The following is a 14,215-nucleotide window of genomic DNA, read 5'->3' as shown; positions in this document are numbered from 1 at the left end:
TAGAAATGAAATATTTGCCTGTTGATGTTCTGCAGAGTTTTATGCAAGAGGTATTTATTAAACTTGGAGTTCCAGAAGAAGAGGCACAAATTTGCAGCGATGTGTTAATAGCCAGTGATTTAAAAGGCATTGAATCTCATGGAATCGGTCGCCTAAAAATGTATTATGATCGTATAAAAGCCGGAATTCAAAATCCCGTAACTAACATTGATGTCCTCCGCGATAAATGCGCTACTGCCGTTTGGGATGGAAATAATGGAATGGGACAAGTAATAAGTAAAAAAGCAATGCAAGCAGCAATTGACAAAGCTGAAAAATATGGTTTGGGTGCTGTTGCCGTTCGTAATTCCACTCATTTTGGAATTTGCGGTTATTATGCAGAAATGGCTATTCGGCAAAATATGATCGGACTTGTTTTTTCCAATGCCCGACCTTCCATTTGCCCTACAAATGGTGTTTCTCCTATTTTAGGGACTAACCCTATATGTTTTGGAGCGCCTACCGATTTACCCTATCCTTTTTTATACGATGCTGCAACTTCTATTTCCCAAAGAGGTAAGGTAGAACAACTGGCTCGCGAGGAAAAAGAAACTCCTCTTGGCTGGGCTATTGATTTGGAAGGAAAACCCTATACGGATACAAAAGGTCTGCTGATTGATTTGCTAAAACAAAAAGCTGCAATGTTACCCTTAGGTGGAACAGAAGAAATTACCGGAAGTCATAAAGGTTATGGACTGGCAACTGCTGTAGAAATTCTCTGCGCTTCCTTACAAAAAGGAAATTACTTGAACGGTTTATTGGGAGAAGATGAAAACGGAAAGCCAGCTCCCTACCGTTTGGGACACTTCTTTATGGCTATTAATATTGAATTTTTCACGGATTTGGTGGACTTTAAAAAAATAACAACTTCTATTTGCAAGGACTTACAAAACTCCCAACTTTTCCCCGGAAAAAACAGAATCTATGTAGCCGGTGAAAAAGAATACGAAATAGAGCAAAAAGTGCGTAAACAAGGCATTCCTATTATTCCTAACCTGGAAAAGAATATTAGAATAATACAGGATGAACTGGGCTTAAATTTACTGAATTTAGATTGATACACATTTTGCCAGGATTCTATGCACAATACTAATATTCTTTAAAGAATTATTAATGAATTTAAAATCTCCCCTTAAAAAATATAACAACAAAAAGGTGGATAAGATGCAACAGACAACAGAAATAAGTAAAGGAATCAGTTTTTTTGAAAAGTATCTAACCTTTTGGGTGATTATATGTATGGCAGTTGGTGTTCTAATAGGAAAATATATTCCTGAAATACCTTATTTTCTGCGAAAATTTGAATTTGCTCAGGTTTCAATTCCGATTGCCGTTCTTATTTGGTTAATGATCTATCCGATGATGATGAAGGTTGATTTTGCCAGCATTAAAAATGTAGGTAAAAATCCTCAGGGATTAATTGTTACCTGGATTGTAAATTGGTTAATTAAACCTTTCACAATGTATGCTATTGCCTGGTTTTTCTTTTATATTGTATTTAAATCTGTTATACCTGCAAATTTAGCAAAAGATTATCTTGCTGGAGCCATTTTGTTGGGTGCTGCACCTTGCACAGCGATGGTTTTTGTCTGGAGCCATTTAACTAATGGTAAACCTGCTTATACGGTAGTTCAGGTAGCTACAAACGATTTGATAATTCTGGTCGCCTTCACACCTATTGTAGCATTACTTATGGGCATTAGTGGAATAAAAATCCCTTGGGATACATTAATTCTCTCCGTTATCTTATTCGTTGTTATTCCTTTAGCTGGAGGAGCAACAACGCGATATTCAGTGATAAAACATAGGGGAGAGGATTATTTCCTGAAAACCTTTATTCCCAAATTCAATAATGTTACTATTAGCGGTTTGTTGCTTACCCTTGTTATTATCTTTGCTTTTCAGGGAGAAGTTATTATCAATAATCCTCTTCATATTATCCTCATAGCCATTCCACTGACGATTCAGACCTATTTAATCTTCTTTATAAGCTATATATTCACCAAACAAATAAAATTACCCCATAATATTGCTGCACCAGCAGCTTTAGTTGGAGCATCCAATTTCTTTGAACTTGCAGTGGCAGTAGCTATATCTCTTTTCGGAGCGGATTCACCTGTTGCCTTGGCTACAACTGTAGGTGTTTTAGTTGAAGTTCCCGTTATGCTTAATCTGGTAAGTATAGCTAATAAAACCAGGCAGTGGTTTATTCCTGCAAATTAGAGTTTTGATTATATTCCGATATTTTTATCTAACTGCAACCACCTTGTAAAAACGATATGGATGTTCCGGTAAAATTTGAATATTTAGCTGAGTTGCGGCTATATTTTCCTGAAGAATAGTCCATTCTGTAGAATAAGGATCCTCAGCAACCAAAACTTTATAAGAATTTGCTTGTGCAACGGCATTCCAGGATAGCTGAAGAGTGGAAGCATTCAGCTGATTGATAGTTAGTCCGACGGGAGTATTTAGATATAGTTAGATGATCCGAATTGCCGTTACAACTTGCAACATAAATAGCTCGGCAATAGACATCCGAAATTTAAGTATATGCCATTATTACTACAATGGAACGAAAAATTTTTAAAGCTTCTTGGATGTGTTTATATTGATTTGAACTGCTACAATATTCCAGCAGGAAATAATTTTTAATGCTCTTATAATGCCAACTCAATGCTTTTATTTTCGGATTAGACGAATGCGTTTCTTTTGCTATTCACTTGACATTGTCAGGTTAATGAATTATCTTATTATTAAAAACAAATAAAAAAGGAGAGAAAAGTGAAAAAAATTCTTACCCTCATCTCAACCCTATTGTTAATAAGCATTTTAGGTGCCATTAATTTTGATTATGATGCCGATATGCTTACGCGTGCTGCTGCCTATAATGATTATTACAAAAAGGATGGCGGACATATAGACAGCCGTTTGAGGTTGGGTCTCAATTCAGAATTGACTGAAGGGTTAAATTTCAGGTTGGCTATTGAAATTGGAGAAATTACTTGGGGTGATAATGCTACCGGAGGCAACATCGGAGCAGGTGGCATAAATATTGAAACCAGTGAACTTTATCTGGATTATTATATGCCAGCCATCAAGAGCAATATCAAAGCCGGTTTACAATATTTGGCGGATCATCGTAGTTTGGTTTTAGACCATTATGGTGCAGGAGTTATTCTTTATACGGATATTGCGGGAATGAAAGCTCAGGCAGGAATGCTGAAAAACCTGGAAAATAACCGTTTTGCTCATGATGATTATACCATTTTCCTTGCCTCCCTGGAAGCAACTTCTCCTGTGGTTTGGGGATTTAATAGTTATGTTGGCTATGATGATAGAAATGATGACGGTGAAATATCTTTCCTGCCTTATGTAACTCTTACTGCAGGTCCTGCTACTTTAGATTTGAATCCTTTTGTATGTTATCAGTTTATTGATGGTCCTAATAAAACAGGTTTTGGCGCTGCCGTAAAAGCAGAAATTGATATAACTCCTATTCAAGTTGGAGCTGATATTCTCATTGCCTCCGAAGATGGTTTAGTTCCTTACTGCTCATATTACCAAAACGGACTCTTTATTTATGGTTATAATATCATTCACGATGGACTGAATCTTTATTGGACTGACGAGTTATATCACAATAATGAGGAGACATTTATCAGTGCTGTTGGCTCTATCCGTTTTCCTGTAACGGAAAAACATACTTTATTTGCTGCAGGTGGCTGGCTAAAAGACCTTGGAATGGAACTGAATGGAGGCATAGAATCCCAGCTGGTTAAAGATATGTTGAAACTTTATCTTTACGGTGCTTGGGGCAAAAATGACGATAGTGATGTGAATAACTATGCTACAGGAGCTTCCTTACAGCTTAATTTTTAATAAAACTGCTTAAAAATTCCTCTATTAGAAGCCCGGTTTTACACAGCCGGGCTTTTTTCATTAACAATAATTTCAGCCAGTTATGTATATCAACTATAGCGATTTATAGAGTAAACTATTTTACAAAACTTGACATAATATTGCATAATTAAAAGGTTGTTTTGTCACCGAGCTAACAATCCTAAACTTCTCCGGCAGGGATGTTAGCCGATAGGGTTTATCTGAAAACGGATTTGCCTTCCAATGTGAAAAGGTGAAGAATTGAGCTACAGGATAGGTGTACCTGGTCCATCTATGTCTATTTCTCCTTTTCATTCTAAAAATAACGAAATAAACTAAAAGGAGATAGAAATGTTTATTACCGTTCCCGTTCCTAAAAATGAGCAACTGAATAGTTATGCTCCCGGTTCTTGTGAAAGAGAAAAGCTAAAAAAAGCACTTAGTGAACTGCACAACGATTTTGTGGAAATTCCAGCCATAATTAATGGTAAAGAAGTGAAAACAGGAAATTTCGGAAACTGTATTGAACCCCATAATCACCAGCATATTTTAGCCCAATACCATAAGGTGAATAAACAGGAAATTGATTTAGCGGTTGAAGCAGCTATGAAAGCAAGGATTGATTGGGAAGAAATGCCTTTTTATCACCGTTCCGCTATTTTTTTGAAAGCGGCTGAACTGCTATCTACAAAATACCGTTTTTTGCTTAATTCGGCTACGATGTTGGGTCAAAGTAAAAATGCTTATCAGGCAGAAATTGACTCTGCCTGTGAACTTATTGATTTTTGGCGTTTTAATGCCTATTATGCCCAAAAGATTTATGAACAGCAACCTCTGGTTTCACCCAAAGGAGAATGGAACTTTTCGGAATATAGAGCGTTGGAAGGTTTCATTTTTGCTATCACTCCTTTCAATTTTACTTCCATAGCAGGAAATCTTCCAACTGCACCTGCTTTAATGGGAAATACGGTTATTTGGAAACCTGCAGGAACAGCGGTTTATAGTGGTTATTTTGTTATGAAAATTTTAAAAGAGGCAGGTTTGCCTGATGGAGTAATAAATTTTATTCCTGGTTCCGGAGCCGAAATAGGCAATTTTGTAATTGATTCTCCTTATCTGGCGGGAATTCATTTTACGGGTAGCACGAAGGTCTTTAATGATATCTGGAAACGCACTGCTAATAATATTCACCTTTATAAGTCCTATCCCAGAATTGTTGGAGAAACAGGTGGCAAGGATTTTATTTTTGCTCATACTTCTGCAGATGTTAAGTCCTTAGCAGTTGCCTGTTTAAGAGGTGCCTTTGAATTTCAGGGTCAAAAATGCAGTGCCGCATCCCGTTTATATATACCGGATACTATTTACGATGAATGGTTCAAAGAAATGGTGGAAATGCTGGAAACAGTCAAAATGGGTGATGTTATGGATTTTTCCAACTTCATCAATGCTGTTATAGATAAAGAAAGTTTTGATAGAATAAAGAACTACATTGATTACGCTAAAAATTCACCTGTGGCAGAAATTATATGGGGTGGAAATTGTGACGATTCCGTTGGCTACTTTATTCAGCCCACTCTCATTAAAACCACAGACCCTATGTTTTGCACTATGCAAGAGGAAATCTTTGGTCCGGTTTTAACTGTTTATGTATATCCGGAAAAGGATTTCAGCAAAACTCTTGATCTTTGTGATAAGACCTCTCCTTATGGTTTAACGGGTTCCATTTTTGCTCAGGATAGAAAAGCTATTCTGGAAGCAAACAATGTTTTACGGCATAGTGCCGGAAACTTTTACATTAATGATAAACCAACAGGCGCCGTAGTTGGACAGCAACCTTTTGGAGGTGGAAGGTCTTCCGGCACAAATGATAAAGCCGGTTCAGCGTTAAATTTACAAAGATGGATTTCAGCCAGGTCTATTAAAGAAAACTTTGTTCCTGATAGTGAATACAAATATCCTTTTATGACTGAGGCATAATTAAAATTATCATTTACTAATAGGCAGGGTGGCAATTGCTCAATTGCCACCCTGCTTTATTTCTTTAATAAAAAGGAATCCTGATTATTCAGGATAATCAATCCATTAAACAATTTTATACGGATACTGCATAGAACTGAACAATGCAGTTGAGGAAAAATGAGGTGAATAATTCCAATTTGCCATAGATAATGAAGTTATCTAAAAATATTTTATATCAGATCTTGAAATAAAAGTCCAGTGTCATTTCTATGAAAGCAGGAATCCATATAAGACAGAAAAAATGTTTAAGCATTTTAATTCATCGGTATTATTGGGATTGAAGACAAGTTAAAATGCTTACAAATATACTTAAGAAATGCCATTAGGAGTTATCGGGTAAAAGGTGCTTTTTTTACAATTAACTTCGTTTCTATATACTGTTAAAAAAATGGAGCCTTTGCAGGATAAGTTTTTCCTTGACAGAATAACATAATTTGGAGTAAGAGAAAAAAAGATAAAAGTGGAGGATATAAAGTTGAAGAACTGGTTATTATCTCTGCGCGAATTTAATGGATTTGTGGGCTTAAAGCCCTCCTGAAAAAGGAGGTTTTTAAGATTTGGTGCTGTGTGAAGATAATATAATTTAGATTATGAAAAAACAGGGAGTGAATATGAAAAAATCCCTTTTCCTGATTGCAATTATCTTGGTTAGTTGTATAGTGCTATTAGCAATTCCTGAGCCGGTACATATAGTTCCTGTTTCTACAGATAAGGTTAATCCCTTTGGAGTTGATTGTTTTCATCTTCAGGGTAGTGTTGCATATTGTGTAGATAATACAAAAGGCATAATTAAGGCATGGGATGCTAGCAAGAAAGAATTTTTGCAACCGATATTTACCAAACTTCCTTATGCTGGTAAGGCGGATGATATTACAGGAGATGAAACAACTTTATATATTCTGGATTCCAAAGCCAACTCAATTTATTTATATGGATACGACGGCAACTATTTAAGAACTATATCTTTTAAGGGTTCACCCGCTGTTCAGTTTAAAAAAGCTATTCGCATTCTGGTAAATTATCAGGGCTTTATTTATGTTTTGGATGCAGGACGAAATGAATTGCTTTCTTTTACTAATGAAGGTATGTTTACGGGTAAAATTTCGGTTATGGCACCTATATCTATGTGTTTGGGAGAAGACCAGGTAATTCATATTCTGATAAACAAAGGCAGAAATCAGGCAATGCTGCATTTTGATACCAATCTTACACCCTGCGGTAGCTTTACATTTTCTACTCCAGAGGGCAAAGCAGATAAAATTGCCGATTCTGCCATTAATCAATATAATGAGTATTATGTTATTTATGCTCTGAGTACCAAGATTGGCAAGACAGATGCTTCCGGACGCCTATTTCCCCGATCAACCTGGGGTTCAAAAGATACTAATGTATCTCTGGTTTCTTTTCAAAAGCCAACTATTATCAAAACAGTAGATAACAATGGAAAAGTTCTTTTAGGGATATTGGACAGCAAAGTCCGAACTCTTAAACTCTATCTGGATAGCGAGTTTTCTACAATGAATGTGTTGCAAAAACCTCCTTTTACAATACGACCCAAATTGTTGGAAAATACTGCACCGAAAGCCAAGGATTATCTTGTTCAAGACGGCAGAAAATATTATGTTCATACAACCACAGTGCAGTATAATAAAGCTAAAAAGACCACCGATGCCATTACCTGTAAAGATGATAACGGCAACATTTTTAATATTTATGCTGTAACCGAAGGGGAAAGAGGAGTGAAAGGTTACGATGCTATTGCCGTCTTTAATAATAAATTGTATGCGGTAGATAGTAAATCCTGCAAGGTTTTTATTTATAATGCATTAACGGGTGATTATATGGATTCCTTTGGCGGAAAAGGAAATCAGAATGGACGATTGAATATGCCTGTTAGTATAGCCATTTCTTCCGATGGTTTAATTTATATTGCCGACAGGGATAATTTTCGGATTGCTATCTTTAATGAAAATTCTGCTCATATGCTTAATATAGATTTTAAGAGCAAAAATTTAAAACCTCAATTATTGCGGATTAGTGGTCAAACACTATATTTTCTGGCAAATAATTCGGCTATTTATAAGATGTCCCTGGATGATGACAAAAACTTAAAACTATTAGTTTCAGCTAAGAGAATAAGCACTTTTGATGTTTTATACGAAAACAGGATTGGCTATATTGACGGATTAACACAGCAGTTAAACATTATTTATAATAACAATACAGAACATCAGTACTTTACCAAAAATGCTAACGGTATTTTCCCCGGTTTTGCAGAAATTGAATTAATCCGTTATAATCCAACTGATAATAATCTTTACATTTGTGATAAAATGGCTGTCAATACACGACTACTTACTTTTTACTTCAGTCCCAAGAAACCCCAGACCATACATTTTATAGTAAATCAGAATAAACAGGCAGAACTTTCCTGGGATGCAGCAGAAGGGATATCAAATTGGTTAGTAATTGAAAACAATGGAACTCAAAGTGTAACATATAAAGTTAGTGAGCCGCGTTTTGTAATTACCGAACCGAAAACACAAATAAATACCTATAAAGTGCAGTCAATTTCTGCTGATGGAAAAAGCGGTCCCCCTTCGGAAGAAATTGAAGATGCTTATTCTTATTACCGTTATTTATCTCAGAATAAGAATTATAAAGAGGCAGCAGTAGCATTGGATAGAGCTTCCAAAATCTTTTCAGGTGTTAATTTTAAAGAAGAATTAGTGCAGAATTATACTCTGGAAGCTCAAATGTTCATCAGTCGGAACGAATTTGAAAAAGCATTATCCAGCATTGACTCTATAGAAAAAATTACGGGAGTGCTGATAGATACTGCCATCTGGAAAGCTGAAATATACAGAATGATGGGGGATTATAAGCAGGGTATTGCTTATCTGGAGAAGTTTAAGAGAAACGATGACCAAAATATTATGCGCGAGCTGATTGCATTGTATTATATGGATAAAAACTATGCTAAAGTGAAGGAACTCTGCAATTCCTATTTAGCTAACTTTAACCGCGATAAAGAAGTAATCCGATATCTTGCCTTAGCTGAAGAAAAACTGCAGAATTATGCTAATGCTTTATCTGCAATGCGGGAATTGATTGCTGTGGAAGATAATCTGGATAATAATATTAAACTGGGTGAACTACAAATGCTGAATAAAGAATATGAGACCGCAATCAATTCTTTATTAAGAACTTTGCAGCGATTCAATAACCAGGGTGCGGATGTTATTCAAAAACTTCTTGGCGATTGCTATTTTGCATCCGGAAATTATGCGAGTGCCATTGACAAATATATAGATGCCATTCAGCTCAATCCTAACGAAGCAGAATTTTATTATTGTCTGGGAAATGCTTATGCCAAAAGTCGTAAAGCGAGGGAAGCTACGAATAATTTTGCTATTGCTTATCAGAAAATGCCTGCTGAAGTAAAATACGGTTTTGCTTATGCTCAGGCATTGGATAAGGAATTTCGTTCTACTGAAGCTTTAACAGTGATGGATAATATCTATCAATATATTGCTTCTGATAGCACCACAACTGCTTATCACGAATTCTATCATGATTTACTAATTAAAGAGCAACGCTATGATGATGCTTGGAAAGAAATTCAAATTGCGCTTAAATATGCACCTGATAATAAGCTTTTACAGGAAAAAGCCAGAACTACTTCTGAAACAAGGAAATATTATAACGAAACAAGAGATGAGATAGAAATTAAGAAACTTGAATTTTACAAGGTCTTTCCCGCTCTATGCGAATATTATAAAACCAATCCTATTGGAACCGTTATCCTTTATAATACGCGAGAAATTTCCATTGAGAATATTTCTGTAACTGTTACCATTCCCCAAATAACCGATCGTCCTTATAAGAAAATTATACCGGCTTTAATGGGTGGTGAAGAACTTACCGTGGATATCACAGCTCCTATCAATAACAGGATATTTGATTTCTGCAAAAATGGTTCCGCTACTTTTAATGCGGATCTGGAGGTTGAATGGATATTTAACAAAAAACAAGGTGCTGCTAATAAAAGTGCCATTATTCAGGCACAGGGTATCAATGCTATGGACTGGAAAGATCGTAAACAGTATGCCTGTTTTATAAATCCTGAAGATGTAAATTTGCGCACTTTCGTAAATACTAATATCACTCAACTTTTCAAAACTCAACCCGTGGGAGAACTTAATAAAAATATCCAACGCGCAGTTCAGGTTTGGTGTTTTTATAGTGCTAATGGTATCAAATATATTCCGGATATGTCTACAGCTAATTTGACCGGCAGTGAAATAGATAATGTCCAATTTCCTTTTCAGACCCTAACTCAAAAAGCTGGTGATTGTGACGATTTGCTTGCTCTATTGGCTGCTACTTTATCGGTAATAGGCGTAGAATGTGGTTTTATAGATATTCCGGGGCATGTTATGCTGGTTATCAATACCGGAATAACTACGGAAGAGATTTTCTCTCTTGGTTTTGAACCAAGCCAGTTCATCTATAAAAATAAAAAATACTGGCTTCCTATTGAAACAACGCTTTTGGGTAAAGAAACCTTTACCGCCAGCTGGAAAAAAGCCAGCAAGGATTATAATATGCTAATTGAAAAAGGAATAGACCCACAGTTAATTGAATTTGATATTGCACATCAGCTATATCCTCCAGCACCATACACAGAACAAATTTCCAGTTATGAATACAGCAATAAAACGCAAGCAATAACTAAATACGAAACTGAAATTGAAAACATAAAATTGATGGGAAAGGTAGCTCAGGAAGAGAAATTTGTGGAAACGCTTAAAAAATATCCTACCAATCTAAAGGTTGCCAATCAATATGCTCTGTGGTGTGTGAAAAATAATCGTCCCGGAAAAGCTGCAGAATTATGGTATCAAATTTTAACTCAAGACCCTCAAAATCTTGGTGCTTTAATCAATTTGGGCAATCTCCAATTTAAGGGAGGTAACTATAACGAAGCCAGAATCAACTATTTAACTGCCTTAGAACTTAGTAATGATAAGGATCTAATATTACGCAACCTCTGTATTCTGGAATACAAAAGCGGAAACCAAAGTCAAGCCAGGGAATATTTTAATCGGATGAGCAATAAAAACCTTCTGCGTGATGTTAACCCCACAATATATTCCGATTTGCTATATATAGGAGAGTAAAAAATGAAGAAAACTATGCTTATTATCACTTTTGCAGGAATAGCATTATGTCTTTTTTCTGCTTCTGTAGGTAAGATTCGTTTTTTAGTAGGTGAGGTGCAATATAAACAATCACTAAATCTCACCTATAAGCCAGCAACCTTGAATATGGAAGTGGAACCTGAGGGTTATATTAAAACAGGTCCCGATTCCAAAGCTGAGATTCAATGGAACAATGGCAGCGTTGCGGTTATTAATGCCAACACTCAAATCAGCATCAGTAAACTCCAATCGGATGCTTTAGCCAATCCTAATTACCCAAATAAGTTAAGGGAAAGAATCAATAATCTTAGAGCTCAAAATGAACAGCGTGAAGCCAGTCAGGTTGCAGGAATCCGAAGAGAAGAAGCTGAAATTATTCCGGAAAGCGAATTATACTGGTATTCTGAACCGAAATATAAGGTTAAAGATGCCTTAAATTATATGGATATTAGAGATTATACTAAAGCAGTGGAGATTTTTGAAAAAGTAATTGAACAGTCACCTTTGGATAAGGATGCGGAATTATCCCATACTTGTTTGATTATGATTTATGATGAACTGGGAGATAAAGTTAATCTACAAAAACATATAAAACAGCTCAAGGAGGATTTTCCGGATAGTTCCGCGCTGGATAGTTTGCCACCGGAAAAATAAAAGTAAGCGAATTGATGTCCCGTTTGCGTTATTTCCTGATTGCTTTAGCAGTATTGCTTATTTCCATTTTATTGCCTGAACTGCCCGTTATCAGTATTTTATTAAGAACTTTGGATTTAAGTATTTATGATACTATTCTGGAAGTTCACAATGCTATTACCTACAGTGAATATAAAGGTGTTTATGACCAAATTTGCATTGTGGATATAGATGAAAAAAGCATCAAGGAATTGGGACAGTTTTCTTCCTGGCCCAGTTTGTTCTTTGCCGATTTAGTTAATATTTTATCTGCCGATGAACCCATTGCTATTGCTTTTGATGTTTTCTTTACGGAAAGCGACAGCATTCAGGGATATGCCAGAGAAAGGTTGCGTCCTGAATTTGAAGGTCTGACGGCAAATCCGGATATAATTATGGATGCTTTAAGTACTGATGATAGTTTTGCTGCAGCTATAGAAAATGCCGGAATGGTTTATTTATCTATGTTTAATAGTGATTATCCTTCTTATACGGGAGTTCTTCCCGATAAATTAACTGCCTGGAAAGTTCAGCCCAAACATTTTTTACAGTTAAAATATCCTATACCTCCCATTCCTCAATATACAAATTCAGCAAGAGGAATTGGTTTTGCCAATATTGAACCTGATGTTTCAGGAAAAATTCACGATTATCCCCTTTTTTTGCAATATAACAATAATGCTTATCTGAATTTCAGTATGCAGATTTGCTTAGATTTATTAGGTGTTGATCAAATAAAGGTGAACCGCAATTGTCAGCTGCTTTCCGGAGAAAATATTGTGAGTGAATTGCCTCTTAGTCCCGATGGTTTGTTTTATTTTAAATATTATGGACAAGGGGGTCCTGATAAAACATTTCGTTATATTTCCTTTTCCGATGTCCTTTTTCATAGAATTCCTCCCGGTTATTTTAAAGACCGGCTTATTTTAGTAGGGACTTCTGCCTACGGATTGAAGGACAGTAAAATAACACCTTTGGACAACTCCTTTCCAGGTGTGGAATTACATTCCACATTTATCAGGAATGTGCTGGAAGAAAATTATGTGCGTTGGGTAGATTCCCGTATTTTACTAATAATTAACATTTTGGCTTTGACCATTATGGCTATTTTTATTCCTCGCAGTAAGCCATTTGTATCTATTAGCGTTTTTTTATTTATTTCTCTGCTTTCTATTCCTGCCGTTTATTTGCTTTATGTGAAAGAGAGTTATATATATAATTATAATTACACTCTTGTTCCTTGGGTTTTGGGCTTTTTAGCAATGTTTATTACTCAAGCACATGAGCAGGGTAAAGAAAAAAGAATGGTGCGGGATGCTTTTGAGCATTATGTTTCACCGGAAGTTATCCAGGAAATTATGAAGGAACCGGAAAAATTGAAAGCAGGTGGAGAAAAGAAGTATATCAGTATTATGTATGTTGATGTGCGCAATTTTACTTCTTTTTGCGAACAGCTAACTCCTTCTGAAATAACGGGATTTATGAATAACTATTTCAATCGGGCAACACAGACCATCATTACTCATCGCGGAACTCTGGATAAATATATAGGAGATGCTATTTTAGCTTTGTTTGGAGCGCCCGTAACTTATCCCGGTTTTGAAGAAAATGCCGTAAAAAGCGCTCTTGCTATTCGCCAAATTGTTCTTAATATCAAAGAGGAATATAAAGATCATCCTGTCCTGAAAAATTTCCGTATCGGTATTGGTATTGCTACAGGAGAAGTAATTGTAGGAAATATTGGCTCCGATAGAATTTTCAATTATACCGGCATTGGCGATAAAATGAATTTCGGTTCCCGCCTGGAAGGATTGAATAAATATTATCTTACCACTATTATTATTGATGAATACACTTATCGGGCAGTTAGCAATACCGTCTTTTGTCGTAAACTGGATAAGGTAAAAGTGAAGGGTAAATTAAATCCTTGTGAAATTTATGAAATTATTGATACACTTGAAAATATGCAAAATAAACCGGAGTTAATTTCTGCGTATCGTAAATATGAAACCGCCTTAGATTTAATGCTTGCTGGACAAAAAAACCAGGCAAAAACCCTTTTGGAAGAGGTCTTAGCCATTTTACCCTCGGATGAACCAAGTAGAATTATGTTGAATCGTTGCGAAATTATTGATTGGGATACTTGGGATGGCAGTTGGCAATTTGAAAGTAAATAAAATAATAAGCTCTCACAGATAACACGGATAGCACAGATTTGATTGGTAAAATTGGTTGAAAGGGTTGAGAGGATTTAAAAGGTTTAGATTCCTCAAAACCCGTTAGGGCGATAAAATGATAGCGATGTGTGCGTAAGCCCTTCTAAAAATAAAGATTGCATTTATGATTTTTCCGGTATTATTTTCCTTCCTCTTATACATACATTACCCCATTATGATAAAGTA

Annotated in this window: 7 protein-coding genes and 1 riboswitch; all 7 genes read left to right on the top strand. The window is 35.8% G+C overall.

The window, feature by feature from the left end; all coding sequences use genetic code 11:
• The first annotated feature begins 5 nt into the window (after positions 1-5).
• The 7 genes from CLOAM_RS05480 (at position 6) to CLOAM_RS05450 (ending at position 13,990) form a co-directional block, all read left to right on the top strand.
• Positions 6-1,097, top strand: a complete 1,092-nt coding sequence (locus CLOAM_RS05480; RefSeq protein ID WP_044278981.1) for an Ldh family oxidoreductase — start codon at positions 6-8, stop codon at positions 1,095-1,097.
• A 106-nt stretch (positions 1,098-1,203) separates the two neighbouring features.
• Positions 1,204-2,262, top strand: a complete 1,059-nt coding sequence (gene arsB, locus CLOAM_RS05475) for an ACR3 family arsenite efflux transporter (protein WP_044279234.1) — start codon at positions 1,204-1,206, stop codon at positions 2,260-2,262.
• A 558-nt stretch (positions 2,263-2,820) separates the two neighbouring features.
• On the top strand, positions 2,821-3,918 hold the full coding sequence (locus CLOAM_RS05470; protein ID WP_015424875.1) for a hypothetical protein: 1,098 nt from the start codon (positions 2,821-2,823) through the stop codon (positions 3,916-3,918).
• A gap of 153 nt (positions 3,919-4,071) precedes the next feature.
• Positions 4,072-4,190: riboswitch (molybdenum cofactor riboswitch) on the top strand.
• Positions 4,191-4,269: 79 nt separating this feature from the next.
• Positions 4,270-5,895, top strand: coding sequence for an L-glutamate gamma-semialdehyde dehydrogenase (pruA, locus tag CLOAM_RS05465; RefSeq protein WP_015424874.1), 1,626 nt, complete (start codon positions 4,270-4,272; stop codon positions 5,893-5,895).
• A gap of 653 nt (positions 5,896-6,548) precedes the next feature.
• Complete coding sequence (locus CLOAM_RS05460) at positions 6,549-11,120, top strand: tetratricopeptide repeat protein (protein ID WP_044278980.1); 4,572 nt, start codon at positions 6,549-6,551, stop codon at positions 11,118-11,120.
• A gap of 3 nt (positions 11,121-11,123) precedes the next feature.
• A complete protein-coding gene (locus CLOAM_RS05455) occupies positions 11,124-11,795 on the top strand; it encodes a hypothetical protein (protein WP_044278979.1) in 672 nt (223 codons plus the stop codon).
• 14 nt (positions 11,796-11,809) lie between these two features.
• Positions 11,810-13,990: a CHASE2 domain-containing protein gene (locus tag CLOAM_RS05450; RefSeq protein ID WP_044278978.1), complete on the top strand. Its 2,181-nt coding sequence runs from the start codon at positions 11,810-11,812 to the stop codon at positions 13,988-13,990.
• Positions 13,991-14,215 lie beyond the last annotated feature (225 nt).

This window comes from Candidatus Cloacimonas acidaminovorans str. Evry (assembly GCF_000146065.2).
Taxonomy (GTDB): Bacteria; Cloacimonadota; Cloacimonadia; order Cloacimonadales; family Cloacimonadaceae; genus Cloacimonas; species Cloacimonas acidaminivorans.
This window is presented reverse-complemented; position numbering and strand designations above follow the sequence as displayed.

Excerpts from the sequence above, each read along its gene's own strand:
- CLOAM_RS05480 (WP_044278981.1), top strand. The coding sequence starts at position 6 with ATGAAATATTTGCCTGTTGATGTTCTGCAGAGTTTTATGCAAGAGGTA.
- arsB (WP_044279234.1), top strand. The coding sequence starts at position 1,204 with ATGCAACAGACAACAGAAATAAGTAAAGGAATCAGTTTTTTTGAAAAG.
- pruA (WP_015424874.1), top strand. The coding sequence starts at position 4,270 with ATGTTTATTACCGTTCCCGTTCCTAAAAATGAGCAACTGAATAGTTAT.
- CLOAM_RS05460 (WP_044278980.1), top strand. The coding sequence starts at position 6,549 with ATGAAAAAATCCCTTTTCCTGATTGCAATTATCTTGGTTAGTTGTATA.
- CLOAM_RS05455 (WP_044278979.1), top strand. The coding sequence starts at position 11,124 with ATGAAGAAAACTATGCTTATTATCACTTTTGCAGGAATAGCATTATGT.
- CLOAM_RS05450 (WP_044278978.1), top strand. The coding sequence starts at position 11,810 with ATGTCCCGTTTGCGTTATTTCCTGATTGCTTTAGCAGTATTGCTTATT.